This is a genomic window from Crenobacter oryzisoli (assembly GCF_030385785.1).
GTDB lineage: Bacteria > Pseudomonadota > Gammaproteobacteria > Burkholderiales > Chromobacteriaceae > Crenobacter_A > Crenobacter_A oryzisoli.
On the sequence record NZ_JAUEDK010000042.1, the window covers coordinates 16659 to 38116 of the forward strand.

Annotated in this window: 20 protein-coding genes; 15 read left to right on the plus strand and 5 right to left on the minus strand. The window is 65.8% G+C overall.

Features of this window, described 5'->3' with window-relative positions; all coding sequences use genetic code 11:
- Positions 1-4: 4 nt before the first annotated feature.
- The 4 genes from QU481_RS18115 to QU481_RS18130 all read left to right on the plus strand — a co-directional run bounded on the left by QU481_RS18115 (position 5) and on the right by QU481_RS18130 (position 3884).
- Positions 5-958: an ABC transporter permease gene (locus tag QU481_RS18115; protein ID WP_289831422.1), complete on the plus strand. Its 954-nt coding sequence runs from the start codon at positions 5-7 to the stop codon at positions 956-958.
- A complete protein-coding gene (locus QU481_RS18120) occupies positions 948-1769 on the plus strand; it encodes an ABC transporter permease (protein WP_289831423.1) in 822 nt (273 codons plus the stop codon). Before QU481_RS18115 ends, QU481_RS18120 begins: the two co-directional genes overlap by 11 nt.
- A 40-nt stretch (positions 1770-1809) precedes the next feature.
- A complete protein-coding gene (locus tag QU481_RS18125) occupies positions 1810-3246 on the plus strand; it encodes a gamma-aminobutyraldehyde dehydrogenase (protein WP_289831424.1) in 1437 nt (478 codons plus the stop codon).
- Between the two features lie 131 nt (positions 3247-3377).
- On the plus strand, positions 3378-3884 hold the full coding sequence (locus tag QU481_RS18130) for an ester cyclase (protein WP_289831425.1): 507 nt from the start codon (positions 3378-3380) through the stop codon (positions 3882-3884).
- Between the two features lie 125 nt (positions 3885-4009).
- Here QU481_RS18130 and QU481_RS18135 read toward each other — a convergent pair whose 3' ends face one another.
- A complete protein-coding gene (locus QU481_RS18135) occupies positions 4010-5266 on the minus strand; it encodes an MFS transporter (protein ID WP_289831426.1) in 1257 nt (418 codons plus the stop codon).
- A gap of 255 nt (positions 5267-5521) precedes the next feature.
- On the opposite strand from QU481_RS18135, the gene QU481_RS18140 reads away from it, so the two are divergent.
- Both QU481_RS18140 and QU481_RS18145 read left to right on the plus strand, forming a co-directional pair.
- Complete coding sequence (locus QU481_RS18140) at positions 5522-6124, plus strand: phosphorylase family protein (RefSeq protein ID WP_289831427.1); 603 nt, start codon at positions 5522-5524, stop codon at positions 6122-6124.
- 502 nt (positions 6125-6626) lie between these two features.
- Positions 6627-7031 carry an acid-shock protein gene (locus tag QU481_RS18145; protein ID WP_289831428.1) on the plus strand — a complete coding sequence of 135 codons (405 nt, stop codon included), beginning with the start codon at positions 6627-6629 and terminating at the stop codon, positions 7029-7031.
- A gap of 102 nt (positions 7032-7133) precedes the next feature.
- Here QU481_RS18145 and QU481_RS18150 read toward each other — a convergent pair whose 3' ends face one another.
- Positions 7134-8411, minus strand: coding sequence for a DUF3422 family protein (locus QU481_RS18150; RefSeq protein WP_289831429.1), 1278 nt, complete (start codon positions 8409-8411; stop codon positions 7134-7136).
- Positions 8412-8712: 301 nt separating this feature from the next.
- Between QU481_RS18150 and QU481_RS18155 the strand changes: the two genes are divergently transcribed.
- From QU481_RS18155 to QU481_RS18180, 6 genes are all read left to right on the plus strand, one after another.
- Entirely contained in the window at positions 8713-11268 is a 2556-nt protein-coding gene (locus QU481_RS18155; RefSeq protein ID WP_289831430.1) for an EAL domain-containing protein, read from the plus strand.
- Between the two features lie 101 nt (positions 11269-11369).
- Positions 11370-11717 carry an MTH938/NDUFAF3 family protein gene (locus QU481_RS18160; protein WP_289831431.1) on the plus strand — a complete coding sequence of 116 codons (348 nt, stop codon included), beginning with the start codon at positions 11370-11372 and terminating at the stop codon, positions 11715-11717.
- A 254-nt stretch (positions 11718-11971) separates the two neighbouring features.
- Complete coding sequence (locus tag QU481_RS18165) at positions 11972-12190, plus strand: hypothetical protein (RefSeq protein ID WP_289831432.1); 219 nt, start codon at positions 11972-11974, stop codon at positions 12188-12190.
- A gap of 277 nt (positions 12191-12467) precedes the next feature.
- Positions 12468-12734, plus strand: a complete 267-nt coding sequence (locus QU481_RS18170; protein WP_289831433.1) for a hypothetical protein — start codon at positions 12468-12470, stop codon at positions 12732-12734.
- Positions 12735-13237: 503 nt separating this feature from the next.
- Positions 13238-13603 (plus strand): acid-shock protein, encoded by a 366-nt coding sequence (locus QU481_RS18175; protein ID WP_289831434.1) that lies wholly within the window; start codon positions 13238-13240, stop codon positions 13601-13603.
- Positions 13604-13773: 170 nt separating this feature from the next.
- Positions 13774-14994: an RtcB family protein gene (locus QU481_RS18180; protein ID WP_289831435.1), complete on the plus strand. Its 1221-nt coding sequence runs from the start codon at positions 13774-13776 to the stop codon at positions 14992-14994.
- Between the two features lie 239 nt (positions 14995-15233).
- On the opposite strand, the gene QU481_RS18185 is transcribed toward QU481_RS18180, so the two are convergent.
- Together QU481_RS18185 and QU481_RS18190 are read right to left on the minus strand one after the other, a co-directional pair.
- Positions 15234-17045, minus strand: coding sequence for an ABC transporter ATP-binding protein/permease (locus QU481_RS18185; RefSeq protein WP_289831436.1), 1812 nt, complete (start codon positions 17043-17045; stop codon positions 15234-15236).
- Between the two features lie 226 nt (positions 17046-17271).
- Positions 17272-17901, minus strand: coding sequence for a DedA family protein (locus QU481_RS18190; RefSeq protein ID WP_289831437.1), 630 nt, complete (start codon positions 17899-17901; stop codon positions 17272-17274).
- Positions 17902-18040: 139 nt separating this feature from the next.
- On the opposite strand from QU481_RS18190, the gene QU481_RS18195 reads away from it, so the two are divergent.
- Positions 18041-18718, plus strand: a complete 678-nt coding sequence (locus QU481_RS18195) for a 3'-5' exonuclease (protein ID WP_289831438.1) — start codon at positions 18041-18043, stop codon at positions 18716-18718.
- On the opposite strand, the gene QU481_RS18200 is transcribed toward QU481_RS18195, so the two are convergent.
- The gene (locus tag QU481_RS18200; RefSeq protein WP_289831439.1) at positions 18687-19358 is read right to left on the minus strand and encodes a hypothetical protein; all 672 of its coding nucleotides are present in this window, start codon (positions 19356-19358) and stop codon (positions 18687-18689) included. The genes QU481_RS18195 and QU481_RS18200 overlap by 32 nt on opposite strands.
- 255 nt (positions 19359-19613) lie before the next feature.
- Here QU481_RS18200 and QU481_RS18205 point away from each other — a divergent pair, with 255 nt between their 5' ends.
- Complete coding sequence (locus tag QU481_RS18205; RefSeq protein WP_289831440.1) at positions 19614-20573, plus strand: MFS transporter; 960 nt, start codon at positions 19614-19616, stop codon at positions 20571-20573.
- Between the two features lie 302 nt (positions 20574-20875).
- On the plus strand, positions 20876-21458 hold a 583-nt coding region (locus QU481_RS18210), incomplete at its 3' end, for a transposase domain-containing protein (RefSeq protein WP_289831441.1).

Below are 21458 nucleotides of genomic sequence, written 5' to 3' on the forward strand. Positions count from 1 at the left end.
GGCGATGATGTCTTACGCATTGGACAAGCCCAAGACAGCGCAGCGACAAGGCCCGCTGGCCGCGCTGGCGCGGCTGCTGTACCGCCGGCCGACCCTGTACCTGGTGCTGCTGCTGACCCCACCGCTGTTGTGGTTCGGCGCGGTCTACCTGGGTTCGCTGCTGACCCTGCTGGCGCAGAGCTTCTTCACCTTCGACGACTTCACGATGAACGTGACGCCGGAGTGGACGCTGGCCAACTACCGCGCGCTGTTCGATCTGGCCAACCTCGACGTGGTGCTGCGCACGCTCTCGATGGCGGTGTCGGTGTCGCTGGCGTCGGCGGTAATCGCCTTTCCGATCGCCTATTACATGGTGCGCTATGCGCGCGGCTGGCAGAAGGGCTTCTTCTATATCGCGGTGATGCTGCCGATGTGGGCGAGCTACATCGTCAAGGCCTATTCGTGGACGGTGATCCTGGCCAAGGGCGGCATCCTGTACTGGGTGTTCGGTGCGCTGGGGCTCAAGCCGCTGCTGACAGCGCTGTTGGCGCTGCCGATGGTGGGCGGCAATTCGCTGTCCACCTCCAACCTCGGCCGCTTCCTGGTGTTCACCTATATCTGGCTGCCGTTCATGATCCTGCCGATCCAGGCGGCGCTGGAGCGGGTGCCGGTGAGCCTGACGCAGGCGAGCGCCGACCTGGGAGCGACGCCGGCGCAGACCTTCCGCCACGTGATCCTGCCGCTGGCCTTTCCGGGCGTGGTGGCCGGCTCGATCTTCACCTTCTCGCTGACGCTGGGCGACTACATCATCCCGCAGCTGATCGGCCCGTCCGGCCTGTTCATCGGCACCATGGTGTACACGCTGCAAGGCTCGATCGGCAACATCCCGATGGCCGCCGCATTCACCGCGGTGCCGGTGGTGATCATCGCGGTGTATCTCTCCATCGCCAAACGTCTGGGAGCATTCGATGCGCTCTGATCACGCTCTGCACGACAAGGCGCCGCGCTGGCTGAAGTGGCTGGCGTTCGGCGGCCTGGGTTTCCTGCACTTTCCGATCCTGGTGATCTTCCTCTATGCGTTCAACGTGGAGGAGTCGGCCTACAGCTTTCCGCTGAAGGGCTTCACCCTGCGCTGGATCCACGAGACCTTCGCCCGGCCGGACGTGCTGTCGGCGATCTGGCTGTCGGTGAAGATCGCGAGCCTCGCCACCCTGGTGGCGCTGGCGCTCGGCACGATGGCGGCCGCCGCGCTGTACCGCCGCCATTTCCTCGGCAAGGAGGCGATCACGCTGATGCTGATCCTGCCGATCGCGCTGCCCGGCATCATCACCGGTATCGCGCTGTTGTCGGCATTTCGCCTGGCGGACGTGCCACCGAGCTTCTGGACCATCGCGATCGGCCACGCCACCTTCTGCGTGGTGGTGGTGTACAACAACGTGATCGCGCGCTTTCGCCGCACCAGCTACAGCCTGATCGAGGCGTCGATGGACCTGGGCGCCGATGGCTTCCAGACCTTCCGCTACGTGGTGCTGCCGCAGATCGCCACTGCGCTGCTGGCCGGCGGCATCCTCGCCTTCGCGCTCAGCTTCGACGAGATCATCGTCACCACCTTTACCGCCGGCACCGAAGTGACCCTGCCGATCTGGCTGCTCAACCAGCTGACCCGGCCGCGCGATGTGCCGATCACCAATGTCGTGGCGATGATCGTGATGCTGATCACCATGGTGCCGATCTTCGCCGCCTATTCGCTGACGCGCGGCACCGAAGATGTCGCCGGCAGCGGCAAATAACCCTGACAGACAGAGCCCCCGACCTGACCAAGGTGACCTCATGGAAAAGACCCTGCAGACCCAGTTGTTGATTAATGGCCGTCTCGTCGCCGGTGAGGGCGACCTGGAGGACATCCTCAACCCGGCCACCGGCGACCTGATCGCGCGCATCCCGGAAGCCTCGCTCGAGCAGGTGCAGCAGGCGGTGGCCGCCGCCCACGCCGCCTTTCCGGCCTGGGCGCGCACCACGCCGAAGGCGCGCGCCGAGCTGCTGTTGAAGCTGGCCGACGCGGTCGAGTCGCGCGCCACCGAGTTCGCCCGGCTCGAGTCGCTCAACTGCGGCAAGCCCTACCCGCTGGCACTGAACGACGAGATCCCGGCCATCGCCGACGTGTTCCGTTTCTTTGCCGGTGCGGTGCGCGCGCAAAGCGGCGCGCTGGCGGGCGAATACCTGGAAGGCCACACCAGCATGATCCGGCGCGACCCGCTCGGCGTGGTGGCCAGCATCGCGCCGTGGAACTACCCGCTGATGATGGCGGCCTGGAAGATGGCGCCGGCGCTGGCGGCCGGCAACACGGTGGTGCTCAAGCCGTCGGAACAGACGCCGCTGACCACGCTGAAGCTGGCCGAGATCGCCGCCGAGCTGTTCCCGCCCGGCGTGTTCAACGTGGTGCTCGGCCGCGGTGAGAGTGTCGGCAGCCCACTGATCTCGCAGCCGATGGTGCGCATGATCTCGATCACCGGCGACGTGTCGACCGGCCAGCGCGTGCTGGAAACCGCCGCCCGCTCGCTCAAGCGTACCCATCTGGAGCTGGGCGGCAAGGCGCCGGTGATCGTGTTCGACGACGCGGATCTGGAAGCCGTGGTGGAGGGCATCCGCACCTTCGGCTACTACAACGCCGGCCAGGACTGCACCGCCGCCTGCCGCGTGTACGCGGGCAGCAAGATTTACGAGAAGCTGGTGGCGGATCTGTCTAGCGCGGTGTCCGGCATCAAGGTGGGCAGCCAGCACATGGAAGGCGTGGAGATGGGGCCGCTGATCTCCGAGCGGCAGCGCAACCGGGTGGCGAGCTTCGTCGAGCGCGCCGAGCAGCAGCCGCACATCGAGGTGACCACCGGCGGCAAGTTCGGCAGCGGCGCCGGCTTCTTCTACGAGCCGACCGTGCTGGCCGGTGCGCTCCAGCAGGACGAGATCGTGCAGCGCGAGGTGTTCGGCCCGGTGGTGTCGGTGACGCGCTTCGACGATGCCGACCAGGCCATCGCCTGGGCCAACGATTCCGAGTACGGTCTGGCGAGCTCGGTGTGGACCGGCAACGTCGGCCGCGCGATGCAGGTGGCCGCCGCGCTGCAGTACGGCTGCACCTGGATCAACACCCACTTCATGCTGGTCAACGAGATGCCGCACGGCGGCATGAAGCGCTCCGGCTACGGCAAGGACATGTCGATGTACGCGCTGGAGGATTACAGCTGTGTGCGCCACGTGATGATCAAGCACTAAGAACCACTAAGCCCGGGCAGCCCGCCCGGTTTTCCCTACGCTTCCCCCTCTCGCTTCGCCCCCGCACGGGGGCGTTGGGGGAGGCGTACGCCCGCTTTTTGGCCGTCCCCACCCAACCAGGAGGAAACACCATGCAGCACACCATGCACCGCTGGACTTCGGTACTCGTTCTGAGCCTCGGCCTGATCGCCGCGCCGCTGGCCCATGCCGCCAAACCGCCGCTGACGGTGGTGAAGGACTATATGGCCGGCTGGAACGCGCACGACCCGAACCAGGCGGCGATGAATATGGATGTGAACGTCGAGTACTATGACGTCACCGTCGGCGAGGCGCAGCAGGGTGTGGTGGTGGCGCGCGACAATGTGATCAAGTTCTTTATCGCGAGCTTTCCCGACCTGAAGTGGAGCATGGTGGGCGACCCGATCGTCACGCGCGACGCGGTGGTGTTCCGCTGGCAGTTCACCGGCACCAACACCGGCCCGAACATCGACGCCACCGTCAACGAAGGCAAGCCGACCGGCAAACCGATCGCGCTGTCCGGCCTGAGCATGATCAAGGTCAGGGACGGCAAGATCGTCTATCAGGGCGACTATTACGACGCGCTGTCGCTCAACAAGCAGCTGGGCAATATCAAGTAACGCAACGGGGGCCTGTCGTACGAGGCGTACGGCGGGCCTGCGACAGCGGGTCAGCGGCGCTTAGCGCCGCTCACAAAGAGCAAGTTCTGCGACAAGGTGCACCGACGCAGCATTTGAATAGGCACTCAGCCATCCGGCTTGATACGGCGGCACGCCGCGAGCAGCGAGAGGTCGTAGCCGATCTTGAGCACGCCGCAGACGACCAGCGGCACCCCGGCCCAGCCCAGCGTCAGGAGCGCGCCTGCCAGCGTGGGGCCGAGCGCCGCAGCCAGACTGCGCGGGACCGCCGTGAAGCTGGCCGCCGCCGGCCGCTCCGGCGGCGTGACGACGGCCATCACATACGCGGTGCGCGTCGGCACGTCCATTTGCGACAGCGCGCTGCGCACGAGCAGCAGCGCCAGCGTCAACGGCAACGAGGGGGTGAACGCGGCAGCGATCAGGCAGAGGCTCGCCGGGATATGCGTGAACACCATCGTGTTCAGCAGGCCGATCTTGCGCGACAGCGGCGCCGCGGCGAGCTGGGAGCCTGCACTCAGCAGCCCCGCCCAGAAGAAGAACCCACCCGCGGCGCCGAGCGACAGACCGAAGCGCTGCATCAGCCACAAGGACAGCAACGAGTTGACCACCAGCCCGCCGGCAAAGGCATCCACGCTGAAGAGCAGGGCCAGGCGGATGACGATGCGGCGTGACGGCCCGAGCGGCGCGCTGGCGGCGTGGCTCGATGCGGACGGCGCGGGCAGGCGGCGATACAGCAGCCAAATCGCGCCCCCGGTCAGCGCGTAGACGACGAACATCGCACGCAGGGCAGCGAGCCGCGTCAGACCGGTGTGCACCGCCAGCCAGTCCGGCAGCGCCGCCGCCAGCGCGCCGAGCGCGGCGCAGAGCGCTCCGACCAGACTGTAGCGTGCGAACACCGCGGTGCGCGCGTCGGGGGCCGCCGATTCCGCCAGCCTTGCCTGCTCGAGCGGCAGGAACAGGCTGACGTCGCCGGAGCTGGGGTTGAGCGTGCCGACGAAGGCGACGATCAGCAGCGGCCACAACGAGGTCAGGCCGGCAAAGCCCGCCCCGGTAGCGGCCATCAACGCGGCGGCAACGAGCAGCATGCGACGTGGCGGATAACGGCCGCCGAGCAGGCCGACCGCGATGGTCGCCAGGGCCGAGCCGATCAGCGTCGTGCTGCTGATCAGCCCCACGTCCAGCTGTCCGAAACCGAGCGCCAGCAGGTAGGCGGGCAGCAGCACGGCGATGAAGCCGTCGCAGAAGCCGCGCAGGCCGCGGCTGGCGAGTAGCAGCCAGACCGACGGGGCGGCACCCTCGGGCAGCAGCAGGCGCGACAGGCGGCCGCCGGGAGCAGGCAACGAGGCACCCTTCGGTGTGCGCATCACGCGGTCTCCGCCAGTACGGCACAAGCAGGCGGGCCATCACGTGCCGGCGGCTGAGTCTGATGGGTCATGGGCTTTCCTCGGGCCGGTGCGCCGCGACGGGTTTTGCACCGGCCAAATCCGGCTGCTTCGCACGGTCACCCTATGAAGTAGCATGAACAAGGCATCCCTGCAGGATGTTGCGCAGGGCATGCCGGCCCCATACAGTTCGCTGATCCTCTTCATTGATTCGTTCTCGTAGAACGCTACCCACCCGTGAAAATCATCGTCCTCTTCCCCACCAAGACCGAAGCGCAGTTCTTCGACCATCCCGCCGCCGAGGTGGCGTTCTGCGGCGTAGGCCTGACCGCCACTGCCTGTGCCACCACCCGGCTGATCCTGGAGCGCCGGCCCGACGTGCTGATCCTGGCCGGCATCGCCGGGGTGTATCCCGGTTCGCGCTACAAGATCGGCGACACCGTGCTGGTGGCGAGCGAGCGCGAAGCGGACCTGGGCTTTTTCACGCCGCAAGGCTTCCGTCACCTGGCCGAGCTCGACCTCGACATGGATTTCGAGGTGAACGCGGTGCTGCACTGCCCACACCTGCCGGCCGACCCGCCGCTGCCGCTGGCGCACAGCAACTCGCTGAACGCGGCGATCGCGCCGTTCGTGGCGACCGAGGGCATCGACGTGGAAAACATGGAAGGCGCGGCGTTCTTCCATGCCTGTCTTGCAGCCGGGCAGCGCTTCTACGAGGTGCGCTCGGTCTCCAACGAGGTGAAGCTGGAGCACGACGACTGGGACTTCGAGACCTCGATCCGCAACCTCACCCGCGGCGTCAACGCGCTGATCGACCATCTGCTGGCGCAGGCCGCGTAGCGTTTGCACGGCGCCGAAAGCTGTTCTGCGCGCATCCCCATGTTTCGCTTGGCCCCGCCGCCCTAGCGTGGGGACTCCTTTCCCACCTTAGTTAAGGAGCGAATGATGCGTGCAGTGCGAATCGAACGATACGGGCCGGCGAGATCGTTGCGCTGGGCTCCGCCGGCGCCTCGAACCGGGCTGCCGGCCTCCCCCCGTATCGACCAAATGTAACCGTCTTCACATTGTTACCCGCTTGCGGCCCCGGCGATCGGTGCCGGCTTCGGCCTGCGTGGGCATTGAACTAGCCGCTGCACCGCCCTTTTCTCATCGTTTTCAGGCTCTAGGCCGGCGGGGTCGGACATCCGGCCCTGCATACACGGTAACACCAGCCCACATGGCGTTACACGCGCTTACTTTTGCCACACAGACGCTCCGGGGCTGGGTTCGTAGTATGCAGTTCAAGGACGCGCCGACAACGACGCCACACCGAGATTCAAAACCCTACGACGAGGTAACCATCATGAAAAAACTGACCCTGATCGCCCTGTCCGCCGTGTTTGGTCTGGCTTCCGCTGCCGGCTTCGCCGCCGAAGCCAAACCGGCTGCCGCCCCGGTGAAAGTTGCCGCTTCGGCTCCGGCCGCCGCCCCGGCCGTGAAACACAAGGCCACCAAGCACACCCACAAGGCTGCCAAAAAGCCGGCCGCTTCCGCCGCCGCCCAGAAGGCCCAGGCCGCCAAGGACGCTTCGGCACCGGCCGTGAAACACAAGGCCATCAAGCACACCCACATGACGGCCAAGAAGCCGGCCGCCGTCGTCCAGAAAGCCCAGGCCGCCAAGGACGCTTCGGCACCGGCCGTGAAGCACAAGGCCATCAAGCACACCCACATGACGGCCAAGAAGCCGGCCGCTTCCGCCACCAAGTAAGCTGAACCGGCACCGCTCATGACAAGCCTCGCTCGCTAGCGGGGCTTTGTGCTGACGGATGGCCGTCGGGGCAGACCGGCGTCGGATCGACGCCGGTCGACGCTAGTGGTGCTGTCCTGCCAGCGTGAACTTCTTGCGCAACCTGCGCACCCCGAAGAAGACGCCCAGCGCCACCGGGGCGATCAGCATGCCTTCCACCACCTCGGGTTCGATGGCCAACCCGCCGCCCTTGAGTGCCTTCAGCCCTACCCCGACCAGGCTCAGCACGTAGTAGGAAATCGCGGCCACCGACAGGCCCTCCACCGCGTGCTGCATGTGCAGCTGGGTCTGCGCCGTGCGGTTCATCCCCTGCAGCAAGGCGTGGGTTTGCCGCTCCTGCGCCAGATTGACCCGGGTACGCAACAGGTCGATCGCGCGGGCGACCAAGGTGGCCAGCTGTTCCTGCCGGGCCTGGACAGTCTGGCAGGTGTCCATCGCCGGTGCCTGCCGGCGCTCCATGAATTCGCCAATGGTCGGGACGCCCTCGATGCGCTCTTCGCGCAGTTCGACGATGCGCGCCGACAGCAAACGGTCGTAGGCGCGCGATGCGCTGAAGCGGTTGCTGTAGGCGCTCAACGCCTGCACCCGCACGGCCAGGTGGGTCAGCGACTGTAGCAGCGCCGGGTCTTCGCTGCCGTCGGCGTTGGCGTCCATGCGCTCCATGATGGCCGACAGTTCGGCCTCGAGCTTGCTCAGTGTGCCGGCCATGGTGCGGGCGATCGGCAGCGCCAAAAGCGCCATCATCCGGTAGGTCTCGATTTCGGACAGGCGCTGCAGCAGACGCCCCACCTGCGCCTCGCGGAAGTCCAGGTCCAGCACCAGGAAGCGCGAGAACCCGTCCGGGTTGATGTGCCAGTCGCACCAGACCTCGCCCCCGGTCAGCACCCGGCTGCCGACCAGTACGGGCCCGGTGAACCACTGCCTGAGCGAGCCGTGGGTGCGGGCCGCCACGTCGCCGCAGAGGACTTCGGCGTGCAGCGCCACCAGCCGCTTGCCCTGCAGCTGTGCGAGCCACGGCTCGGGTACGCGGCTGATCGCCGTGTTGGAAAACGGCTCGCCACGTGCCCCTTCCAGCACGAAGGTGAAGGTGGAGAACTCGATGTGGCGCTCCCATTTCAGGTGGAAGCCATCGTGCTGAAACCGGAAATGGCTGGCCGACGGGGGCGGCGGCGCGATGCCGAACGCGGCGCACAGCTCGGCGATCAGCCGCGGGTGCACCTCGCCATCCGGTTCATCGGAGTAGACGGCCAGGTGGGAGAGCCGGGCGGGCCCCTCCAGACGCAGGAAGGGACGGGCGTGTGCTTCGCCTGCCAAGGGCCCCCGCAGGGCGTGATCCAGCATGGTTCGATTCCTGTCTGTGGTTTTCCTGCAATGCGGCAGCGGCTTGCCCCCGCGATTCGCCGGGGAGTAACCGCCCCAGCCACGTTGTCGTCCGACAATCGACAGTCTACCGTCATCATCCGTTTCGCCAAGGCAGGAAGCAACGCTTCATACGTTTTGGTCGCGGCGGGAAACGTCTCCTGTTTCCAAATTGCCAGTTAGGGACGCCGACCCGCCTTTCGTCGCCATCATGGTAGACAAGGTGGCACAACGTTATGATTGCGCCTATCTCATCGCAGTTGAAATGCGAACGGGCATTTTTATGTATATCGAATCCTCTTATCCCAATGCCCAGGAGATCCTCGCACAGACGCTAGAGCAGGCCGGCGATGGTGTGGTGATTGTGGACGCCAACCACTGCATCACACTGTTCAACAAGGCTGCCGAAACGCTCTGGGGCCGCTGCCGCGACGAGGTGCTGGGCCAACACATCGGCCAGCTGATGCCATTTGCGCCGCTGTCGAAGCTCATTGCCTCCGACGGGACGGGCGGCTCGAACCCCGTTGTCGGCTCGAGCATGGAGGTGACCATCGAGCGTCGGGACGGCGCGACCCTGTGCGGTGCATTGTCCGTCTCCAAGCTGCGGGTGGAGGGTGCGGTTTTCCACGCGATCTTCATCAGGGACGTCACCGAGGAGGCGCGCCGCCGGGAGGAACTGCGCCTGCTGTCGCTGGGGGCCAACGAGACCGCCAACGCGGTGGTGATCACCGGGGCCGACAGCCGGATCATCTACGTCAACGCCGGCTTTACCCGCATGCTGGGTTACGAGCTCGCCGAGGCACGCGGCAAGATTCCCAGTCAGCTGCTGTCAGGCCAGCATACCGACCCCCAGGTCATCGAGTACGCCAAATCGCACGTGGCGTTGCAGCAGGACTTTCACGTCGAAATCCTGGTCTACGACAAGCAGAACAGGCCGCTGTGGATCTCGGCGATGATCAACCCGGTGTTCAACGACGCTGGCCAGCTCCAGAACATGGTTGCCGTCTACGCCAACATCACCCACACCAAGATGCACGAGGTGCTGCAGCACAAGGTGCTGAACGCCATGGTGAGGGAGGCTCCGCTGCTGGAGGTGGCGGAACTGATTTGCCGGGAAGTGGAGCACATCGCGCCCGATGTGGTGGTGTCGATCCTGCGCGTGGATGCGGAGGATCGGCTGCGGCCGCTCGCCGCTCCCAGCCTGCCCGACCCTATCGCGCAAGCAATCGACGGCTTAGCCATCGGCCCCGATGTCGGCGCCTGCGGCTCGGCAGCGTACTGGGGCGAGCAGGTGGTGGCGACCGACATCACCACCGACCCGCGCTGGGCATTGCACAAGCACCTGTTTCTGCCGCTGGGCCTGGTCGCCTGCTGGTCGAACCCGATCAAGGCCAGCGACGGCCGGGTGCTGGGCACCTTGGCCTTCTACTACCGCGCTCATCGCGAACCCGACGCCTTCCTCGAGCGCTTGTCCGTCGTCTGCGAGCACCTGTGCGCCCTCGCGCTGGAACGCGACGAGGCCCGCGTGAACATCCGCAAGCTGGCCTTCTACGACGTGCTGACCGGGCTGCCCAACCGCCGCCGCCTATACGCCAAGGCGACCCAGGCCATTGAGGAGGTGATGCGTTCGGGCGCTCCGCTGGCCGTGCTGTTTGTCGACCTGGACCGGTTCAAGCAGGTCAACGATTCGTTGGGCCATGCGGTAGGGGACGAGCTGCTGTGTGAGACGGCTCTGCGCATCAAGGCGCAACTGCGCGAATGCGATATCGTCGGACGCCTGTCGGGCGACGAGTTCGTGATCGTTGCCCCCGATTGCAACAGCCACCAGGCCGCCGAGATCGCGGAGCGTTTGCTGGCGGGTCTGTCCCGGCCTATCGTCATCGGCGGGGTGAAGCTGCGCTCGTCCGCCAGCATCGGCATCAGCCTGTACCCCGACAGCGGCCACCATATCGAACAACTGCTGCAGCATGCCGATATGGCGATGTACCAGGCCAAGATGGCCGGGCGCCACCGCTGTTGCTTCTTCAGCGCCGAGATGGACCGGCAGGTGCAGGAACGTCAGGCGCTGGAGCTGGCGCTGCGCGAGGCGCTCGAGCAAAAGCAGCTGCAGCTGCATTACCAGCCGCAAGTCCGGCTTGGGGATAGCCGGCTGTACGGCGTCGAGGCGCTGGCACGCTGGCATCACCCCCAGCTGGGCGACGTGTCGCCGGCCCGGTTCGTACCGCTGGCCGAAGAATGCGGGCTGGTCATGGAGCTGGGCCACTGGGCCTTGCACGAGGCCTGCCGGCAATTGGCCGAGTGGCGCCGCCGCGGCCTCGCCATCCCCGCCGTGTCGGTGAACCTGTCGCCGAAGAACTTCCATCACCTCGGGCTTCCCAGGCTGATCGCCGACATCCTGCGGCAACATGGGTTGAGCCCAACCGACCTGACGCTGGAAATGACGGAGAGCGTGCTGATGGACGGCTCCCCGGAAACCCTGTCGACGATTTCGGCCCTCCACGAGCAGGGTGTGCGCCTGTCGATCGACGATTTCGGCACCGGCTACTCCAGCCTTGGCTACCTCCACCGCCTGCCGGTCGACGAACTCAAGCTCGACAAGCGCTTCGTGCACGATCTGGACAACGACGAGGCGGCCAGGGCGCTGACCCATGCGATCATCCGGATCGGCGAGAGCCTGCACCTGACGGTGGTAGCGGAGGGGGTGGAAAGCGAAACCCAGCGGTGCTTCCTGGCGAAGAGTGGTTGTCAGGTGGCGCAGGGCTATCTGTTTGCGCGCCCGATGCCCGTCGAAGCGCTGGAGCGGTGGATGACGACGACGCTGGCCTGCGCATCGACCTGACATGGGGTTTTCAGGGCGTGCCCCAGCGGACGGCGACGGCCATAATCCAAGAGGGAGGCGGCCCGGTCCACCCCGTGGCCATGACTCAAACGGAGGGGTATATGCGCTTCGAAGCTTTCTCTTTCGGCTCCATCCGCATCGATGGGGTCACCTATGAGCACGACGTGGTGATCGACCGTGGGCAGGTCCGCAAGCGCAAGAAGAAATTGTCGAAGCCGTTCCGCGCCGCCTATGGGCATACCCCGCTGTCCATCGAGGAAGACATTCCGTGGGAATGCCGATGGCTGATCATCGGCACCGGCAGCGGGGCGCTGCCGGTGATGGACGAAGTGAGGCGGGAGGCCGAGCGCCGCAGAGTCGCATTGCTGATCGTGCCGACGGCAGAGGCGATCACGAAGTTGCAGGAACAGCCTGACGACACCAACGCGATCCTGCATCTCACCTGCTAACCTGAGGGTCTCTCTTGCTTCCCCCATCGCCTGCCGAGCCTCGAAGCGAGGCTCGCGGCTTGTCCAGTCTTTATTACCGCGACGAGTGCGGCCCTGCAAGCCCCGACGGATGCCCGCCACGCTCGCACAAGCCGTTACATCCCCTTACCTTTGCCACACAGACGCTCCTCATCGGGATTCCTAGTATCCAGTCAAGGACGCGCCGACAACGACGCCAAGCCGATGTGAAACCAAACGATTTGAGGAGTACCGGCATGAAGAAACTGACCCTGATCGCTCTGTCCGCCCTGTTTGGTCTGGCCTCGGCAGCCGGCTTCGCCGCCGACGCCAAACCGGCTGCCGCGCCGGTGAAAGTCGCCGCTCCGGCTCAGTGGGCTCAGGCCTCCTCCACCTCGACGACCAAGCACCATCACAAGAACAAGCACCACAAGCACCACAAACAACACAAGCAAACCAAGAAGGCGGCGAAGTAAGCCGCCAAACATGCCAGGGGCCGCTGAGCGCCCCTCGACGCCGCTACCCGTGTTGGCCGAATCGGCCGGATTCGGCAGCGGCGTTGTCGTATGGACCTGTCTTCGCGGCACCAAATTCCCTGAGCGTGTTGCCATGCCTGTAACATGGACACTTGATTATATGCATATTGCAATGCAACACTTTTAAGGGCATCGGCTCGACCACCCTGCCCATCCCGGTGCTCGGCGGGCCGAATGCCGCAGCACCCAACCTTCGGCAACGATAAGGAAAACGACTATGCGCAAGTTCGTGATGATCGCTCTGGTAGCGCTGGCCTCGGCCAACGTGGTGGCCTACGCTGCCGACAACTCGTGTGCGGCCCAGGCTGCCAGCAAGAAGCTGGCCGGCGCCGCCAAGAACAGCTTTATCAAGAAGTGCGAGAAGGACAGCAAGGCCGCGTCGCCGCAGGCCATGTGCGAAGGCAAGGCCGCCGAGAAGAAGCTGGCCGGCGCCGCCAAGAACAGCTTCGTGAAGAAGTGCATGAAGGACGCCTCCGCGGGTTAAGCGCTACGGCAGCAACGAAGGCGGGCCACTCCTGGGGATGGCCCGCTGTTTTTTTGCCGGCGACAAGTTGCGCCGCTACCGCGCACAGCCACCGATGCACGTCCGCTGCCGGACCGAGTCGGCCGGACCCGTGCGGAGCGGATCGTTTCTACCCTGGCAGGCTCCTCACGCTCTCCAGCAATTCACCACCGCATTCCAAACATGTACCCACCTCAAGGGACGAGCCCTTGCCAGCACCGGCAAATGTAACCATCTGCACAGCGTTACGCGCCGTATGGCCAGATCACTGCCACCTCCGCGGCACATGCGGTCCGGTTTTCATGCCTTGAACTCGGCCTCCCCTCTATCCCCACGCAAATACGGTTACGCTGCCCTACAACGCGTTACACGCACTTACCTTTGCCACACAGACGCTGCGGGACTGGGTTCGTAGTATGCATCTCAAGGACGCGCCGACAACGACGCCACACCGAGATTCAAAACCCTACGACGAGGTAACCATCATGAAAAAACTGACCCTGATCGCCCTGTCCGCCGTGTTTGGTCTGGCTTCCGCTGCCGGCTTCGCCGCCGAAGCCAAACCGGCTGCCGCCCCGGTGAAAGTTGCCGCTTCGGCTCCGGCCGCCGCCCCGGCCGTGAAACACAAGGCCACCAAGCACACCCACAAGGCTGCCAAAAAGCCGGCCGCTTCCGCCGCCGCCCAGAAGGCCCAGGCCGCCAAGGACGCTTCGGCACCGGCCGTGAAGCATAAGGCCATCAAGCACACCCACATGACTGCCAAGAAGCCGGCCGCTTCCGCCGCTGCCCAGAAGGCTCAGGCCGCCAAGCACCATCACCACCACCACAAGCATCACCACCACGCCAAGTAAGCGCGGGAGCCAGTGCACCCACCCCAACGCCGCGACTGCGGGTTGGCCGAAAGGCCGGTCCACAGCGCGGCGTTTTGCTTGTCTGCTCGTCTGTCGCGCGGCGGCTCCGGCCGCGCAACCGCAAGCTAATACAGGGGTAGGAGCGGACGTTCCGAGGGAGGCAGAGGAAGATGGACCAACGCGATTACCAATTGCTGGACGTGGACGGCGGCGTGCCAATCAAGCTGTGGACCCACGGCGTGCCGGTGGAGGAGGCCGCGAAGCATCAGCTGATGAACACGGCGCGGCTGCCGATCATCTTCGACCATATCGCGGTGATGCCGGACGTCCACCTGGGCAAGGGCTCGACGATAGGTAGCGTGATCCCGACGCTGGGCGCGATCATCCCGGCGGCGGTCGGCGTCGACATCGGATGCGGGATGATCGCCGCGTGCACCTCGCTGAATGCGCGCGACCTGCCAGACAACCTCGGCCCGCTACGCCGCGCGATCGAGATCGCGGTGCCGCATGGACGCTCGCCAGGACACCACGACCCCGGTGCCTGGAACACCCCGCCGCGCGAAGTGGACACGGCCTGGCAGCAGCTCGCATCGGGCTTCAAGCGGATCACCGACAAGTACCCGCAGCTCGCCAAGACCCATCACCGCGTGCACCTCGGCACGCTCGGCACCGGCAACCACTTCATCGAGGTCAGCCTCGACGAGGCGGACCGGGTATGGTTCATGCTGCACAGCGGCTCGCGCGGCGTCGGCAACGCGATCGGCTGCCTGTTCATCGAGCTGGCGCAGGACGACATGCGCCAGCATATCGCGAACCTGCCGGACCGCGACTTGGCGTACTTCAAGGAAGGCAGCCGGCATTTCGACGACTATGTCGAGGCGGTCGGCTGGGCGCAGGCGTTCGCGCGCCAGAACCGCGAGCTGATGATGCAGAACGTGATCGCCGCGGCGCGCCAGATGCTCGGCCGGCCGTTCGACGCCAGCATCGAGGCGGTCAACTGCCACCACAATTACGTGCAGCGCGAGCGCCACTTCGGCCGCGAACTGCTGGTCACGCGTAAGGGCGCGGTCTCGGCGCAGAAGGGGCAGCTCGGCATCATCCCCGGCTCGATGGGCACGAAGAGTTATATCGTGCGAGGCTTGGGCAACGAGCAAAGTTTCTGCTCGTGCAGCCACGGCGCCGGCCGGGTGATGAGCCGCAGCGAGGCGAAGCGCCGCTTTACCGTCGACGACCAAGTGCGCGCGACCGCGCAGGTGGAGTGCCGCAAGGACAAGGACGTGATCGACGAGATTCCGATGGCGTACAAGGACATCGATGCGGTGATGGCGGCGCAAGAGAGCCTGGTGGAGGTGGTGCACACACTGCGGCAGGTGGTGTGCGTGAAGGGGTAAGCGCCACTACCGCTCCTCAGCGGGACGGACAAAAGCTTGCCACGGAATCGCAGGGATGCGCTCTGTAAAAGATGCGGGTAAGAACTGACGCTGCCACCACCTTCAACGACGGTGGCCGAAGGCATCCCCGCGAGCCCCACCAGGCCATGGCCCCCCCTCACTGTTGCCACAACAAAAAAGCGCGATCACTCGCGCTTTTTCCAGTTCCGACCAAGCCATCACCAGCCGGGTCGTCACAATCACCCCGCCGGCTGCAACGCCGGCATCACACTGTCGCTGACCTTCCAGCGCCCTTCGCCGCTCAGCTCGAGCTGGCGCGGATGGTGGGCAAGCAGCGTGCTGCGGTGTCCGACACTGACCAAGATGGTGTCGGTCAGCCGCTCGCGCACCAGCCGGTACATCGCGTCTTCCATGCCCTCGTCCATCGCCGAAGTCGCCTCGTCGAGGAAGGCGGCGACCGGATGGGCCAGCAGCAGCCGGCCGAACGCCAGGCGCTGCTGCTCGCCGAGCGACAGGATGCGGCCCCAGTCGGCCGGGTCGTCGAGCTGGTGAATCAGGTGACCCAGCTGCACGTCGATCAGCGACTGCTGGGCGCGCTCGTCGTCCTGCAGGTCGGGCGTGGCCGGGTAGTACAGCGCGTCGCGCAGCGTGCCGAGCGGCAGATAGGGCTTCTGCGACAGGAACAGCACATCGTTGGCCGGGCGGACGATCTGCCCATCGCAATACGGCCACAGCCCGGCGATCGCGCGCAAGAGCGTGGTCTTGCCGGCGCCGGAGCGGCCGCGGATCAGCAGTGGGGCGCGCGCGTCGATGCTCAGCGACACATCCTCGAGCAGCACGGTGTTGGCCGGCGTGCGCAGCGTCAGGCCTTCCAACGCGACGCGGCGGCCTTCGTCGCGCACGTTCGGGGTCGGCAGCTCGTTGGCGCCGACGATGGCGTCAGTGAAGCCGGACAGACGGTTCAGCACCGCGCGGTAGCCGGCGAAGTCGTCGTACGCGCTGCGGAAGAACGACAGATTGTCGTGCAGCGTGCCGAACGCCTGCGAGGTCTGCATCAGGTCGCCGAGCGTGATCTGCTTGGTGAAGAAGCGCTGCGCCTGGATGATCATCGGGAACACCACCGAGATCTGGCTCACGATCAGGTTGAAGCCCTGGAACTTCATCGACCGGAACACGATGCGCCAGACGTTGTCGATCAGCCGGCCGAAGCGGTTGCGCAACAGCGCGCCCTCGACCTTCTCGCCGCGGTAGAACGCGATGCTCTCGGCGTACTCACGCACCCGCACCAGCGTGTAACGGTAGTCTGCGTTGAAGCGTTCGTTGAGGAAGTTCAGGCGGATCAGCGGGCGGCCGATCTTGAACGCGATCACCGTGCCGATCAGCACGTACACGTAGACCAGGAACACCATGCCGCGCGGGATCACCAGGCCGAACAGATGCAACTCGCCGGACAGCCCCCACAGGATCAGCGTGTACGCGAAGGTGGACACCATCGCGTTGACCACGCCCATCGACAGCGACAGCGAGCTCGACACGTAGCTCGCGATGTCCTGCTGGATACGCTGGTCAGGGTTGTCGCCGACGTCGGACAGGTACTGGCTGCGATGGTAGGCCTGCTTGTCGAGCCAGCGGGATAGCAGGTATTCGTTGAGCCAGACCCGCCAGTGGATCGAGAAGCGCTGCTGAATGTAGTAATCGAGCAGGATGCGCGCGATGTGCACGCTGGCGAGCACCGCGAAGATCTGCAGGCTCACCCAGAACGCGGGCTCGTCGAGCTTCTGCAGCGCGGTGTACATGCCGTTGTACCAGATCGAGATCAGCACGTTGATGCGCACCGCCGTCAGCGTCAGCAGCAGGATCAGCGCCAGCACCGCCAGCGGCCGCCAGCTGCGCCGCGGCGAGAAGTACGGGCCGGCCAGCTCCCAGAACTGCTTGCCCCACAGTGTGGAGCGCACCAAGAGATAGCTGGCGGCGACGAACAGCACCACCGTGATGCCATAGGCCTTGGCCAGCCAGACGGCGCTCGTTAACAGTTCCTGATTCCAGTGCATAGTTACTCCGGGGCGTGACGGCCCTGTTGGACACCCCGATGAGCCCGCGGTGCGGCAAGAGGTTGCTGGCGGTGCGCATCGCGCCCTCGCCGGCATGCCATGCACGGCGGCTCGTCGGGGAATCCCTTGTCATTGGGATGCCGGCGCTGTGCCGATGATCCACCATACTACGGCGGCGGCAAAACCGCATGTATTGCTTCGCAGCGGCCGGTCGGGCGTGCCGTCGTCAGCGGCGCTTGAGCCCGCGCATCAGCAACGGGGCCGCGAGCAGCACGAGCGAGGTGGTGGGCGCCATGCCAACCGACAGCAGGCCCAGGTGATGCTGGATCCAGCCTATGCTGCCCAACCAGTAGCCCCCGACCATCAGGCTGCCGCACCACAGGACCGCCCCCAGGCAGTTGAACAGCGCGAAGCGCCGCGTATCCATGCCGGACAGGCCGGCGAGAAACGGCGCGGCGCTGCGGAGGACGGGCAGGAAGCGGCCGATCGACACCGTCGGCCCGCCGAAGCGGTCGAAATAGCGGCGCGTCTTGGCCAGGTGCGCCGGCTTGACCCAGCCGCGCCGCACGATCTGCTGGCCAAGCGGCGAGCGGCCGATCGCATAGTTGGTGGCGTCGCCGGCGATCGCCGCGGCAGTGATGAGCATCACCGGCAGCAGCGGCGACAGCCCGGCCACGCCGAGAAAGGCGCCGGCGGCGAACAGCATCGAATCTCCCGGTAGGAAGGGCAGCATCACCAGCCCGGTCTCCAGGAACACCACCAGCGCGATCAGCCCGCAGCCCAGCTGCCAGTTGTCCACCAGCAGCGCCATCATGCCCTGCTCGCTGCTCAGCCAGCCCAGTAGCCCCGAAAACATTGTCGACTCCGTCCACGGTCGCGGCGGCTGCCGCGACGCAAACCGGCAAGTGTAACGCAGTCGGCCGCACAGAGCCTGTAGCGCCGCCGAACGCTTTGCGTTAGGGTGGCGGCGCTCGTTATCCCCACCGGAGTCCGCCTTGGAACGTATCGCCGTCATCGACTTTGAAACCACCGGCATCAGCCCCGGCACCGGCTGCCGCGCCACCGAGATCGCCGCCGTGCTGGTCGAGAACGGCCGGGTGGTGGACCGCTACCAGAGCCTGATGAATGCCGGGGTGCGGGTGCCCGCGTTCATCGAACAGCTCACCGGCATCAGCACCGCGATGCTGCGCGATGCGCCGCCGGCCGGGCAGGTGATGGCCGAGATGGCCGACTTCGTCGGCGATGCTCCGCTGGTGGCGCACAACGCGTCGTTCGACCAGAAGTTCTGGGATGCGGAGCTGGCGCTGATCGGGCGGGAACGCTTCCAGCCGTTTGCCTGCTCGCTGCTGTTGGCGCGCCGGCTGCTGCCCGATGCACCGAACCACAAGCTCGGCACGCTGACGCGCTGGGCCGGGCTACCCGCCACCGGCCAGGCGCACCGCGCGCTGGCCGACGCCGAGATGGCCGCCAACCTGCTCGGCCATCTGCACGAGCAGCTGACCAGCCACTACGGCCTGCCCCGAGTGTCGCACCAGCTGCTGTGCGAGCTGCAGAAGGTGCCGGCCGCCAAAGTCGGTGCCTTCCTCGCTCGCACCGCCGACCGAGCCTGGCACCCCGTTCTCGGGATGCCGGCAGCGGCGCTTACAGTGCGATCGCGGTCGGGTCGACGCTAGCGCCGTCGCCCGAGACCTCCGCGCGTGCACCGTCCGCCCCTATCGTCACGCGGCACGACAACTGGGTGATCGTCGCGCTGGTCCGCTCGACCAGCACGGCGACCGCCTTCAAGTCCCCGCTGGCCATCAGCGACGCATACTGGCACTGGCTCTGTGCGGCGAGCTGCCAGGCTCGCACCTCCGCGCCAGCGCTCGCGATCCGCATGAAGCGCCTGCGCAGCGTGTCGTCGTCGGCGAACAGGCGCTCGATGCGCGCCCAGCCCGGATGCATGCCATCGACCACGACGCAATCGTCGAACCCCACCGCCGGCACAACCGCGATGCCGAATGCCTGGCAGCGCTGCCTGAAGTCGACCGAAAAGCGCTGCAACTCGATGGCGAGCCGCTGTGGCAACGAGGACTTGTCGACCATGTCGTCGTGGCGGGGAAAGGACTCGGTGTCGAGCAGCGAAGGCTCGCCTGCATCGCTCGTATCGGCGGCAGTCGCTGCCGCCCTCTGGGCAAGATCTGCCGGGGCGCTCTGACGCGCCAGTTCGGCGACGAAGCCGGCCGCGGCCGGCACGGCAGGCCACCAGCCCGAGTACCGATAGGCGGGATCCTGGCTGCCGGTCGCCGTCGGAGTGGGGTCGATCACGATCATCGCGAGCCCTCGCAGGGGATGAAAGCCATTGTGGCAGCAAATTCCATGCCAAAAAAATATTACCGAAAGATTTCGCCTCACGGCAGCCACGGTCCCGCGGCACTGGTAGGATAGTCTTCTGACATATCCCGTCGGCCGCCTACCCTTGCGCCCGGCAGTTCGCCCGTAAGGACGACCGATGCCCGCCCCTCGCTGCCACTGCCCCGGCAACTGCTCGCCCCATTCCGCGGCCTGCCGCGTTCGGTATACGTGCAGGTGCTCGCCACACTGATCAACAATATGGGTGGCTCGTCCAAGCTGTTCCTACCGCTGTACTTCCTCGAACACTACCGGCTCGGCTATGCGCACATTGGTCTGCTGATGGGCGTGTACGGCCTGGGCAGCTTTGTCGGCGCCTACTTTAGCGGCAGCCTATCCGACCGCTTTGCGGCGCACCGGCTCACCTGCCTGTTGCTGGCTGGCAGCGGCGTGATCAGCCTGCTGTTCTCGACGCCACTGCCGCTGGCGCTGTTCCCGGCCCTGCTGCTGTTGGCCGGCCTCGCCGACGGCGGCTTCCGTCCCGGCAATATGCGGCTAACGCTCGAACCGTGTAATCCGACACAGCGCCCCACCGGCCAAGGCCAGCTGCGCATGGCGACGAACCTTGGCGGCGCGCTCGGCGGCATCAGTGGTGGCCTGCTCGCCAGCATCGGCTTTCACTGGCTATTCCTCGCCCAGGGTGCTGCCAGCCTGATCGGTGCCGCATGGATGGCGTACAGCTACCACCACGAGTCCCCTCCACCTCGCCAGGCGCCATCCGCCGCCGTCGACGAAGCCGGCAACTCGCCATGGGCCGACAAGCCCTTCCTACTGTTCATCGCCGGCCAGTTGCTGGCGCTGACGGTATTCGACCAGATCTACGGCACGCTCGGCCTGTTCCTGCGCGAGCACTACCAGTTGGGCCCGCAATGGGTGGGCTACCTGTTCACGCTCAACTGCCTGATGGTGGTCGGCCTGCAGCTGCCGATCGCGCACCGGGTCGGCCACTGGGGACTGACGCGCAGCTCGCACGCCGGCGTAGTCTGCGTCGGCGCAGCGTTCCTGGTGCTGAACCTCGGCCACGGCGCGCCGTGGGCACTGGCATCGATGGCGGTGCTGACAGCGGGCGAGATGCTGATGTCGCCGACTTGGGCGGCGATCCTGATGCTGCGCTCGGAGGGCAGGCAGCGCGGCTAATACATGGGCATCTACAACGCGGCCTGGTCCGGCCGGACGCTGTTCGCGCCGGCGCTAGGTACCTGGGCGTACGGCCAGTTCGGCGGACCACTGTTGTGGTGGCTATGTGCGGGGGTGGCAGGACTAGCGTTGATGTTGCATGGGCCGGTGCTGCCGCGGATGCTGGTGCGGGAGTAGACGCATGGTTCGGTTAAAAGGCGGCCACTTGGCTAATGCCGTTCACTTAAGCAAGTGAACGGCATTTTTCATGGTGCGAATCTTGCTCATATTCCGGCCAGGTTGACTCCCTCACGTTGGTCCAGATGGTAGGCAAGGCTCATAAACACCCTGATTTCTCTGCTCTTTCTCAGCAAATTGACCCCGCATGGATCGCCCACGCGCTTGCAGTGACCGGCAAAGCCAGCGTGCGGCGGCGTAAATTGCCGGCCGAACAGGTCGTCTGGCTGGTCATTGCGTTGGCGATGTACCGGCATCAGCCCATCCCGGAGGTCGTCGCTCATCTCGATCTGGTGCTGCCTGACGAGGTCAATCCAGAGATTGCCAAGAGCGCCTTGACCCAGGCGCGGCAGCGCCTCGGCGAGGAACCGTTGGCCCAACTCTTCGGGCTCAGCGCGCTGGTTTGGGATGAGCGGCATCAGCAGGGAAGAAGCTGGCGCGGATTGGCCCGCTACGCGATTGATGGCAGTACCTTGCGCACCTCGGATACCCCAGAGAATCGTCAGCACTTCGGAGCACAGGCTTATGCCTCCGGCGTAGCCGCCAGCTATCCGCAGTTGCGGCTGCTGACGTTGACTTCGCTGGCGACGCATCTGGTGCGAGAGGCTGTCTTTGGCGAATACGCCAAGAATGAAATGCGCTATGCCCGTGACCTGCTCCAGGCGATCC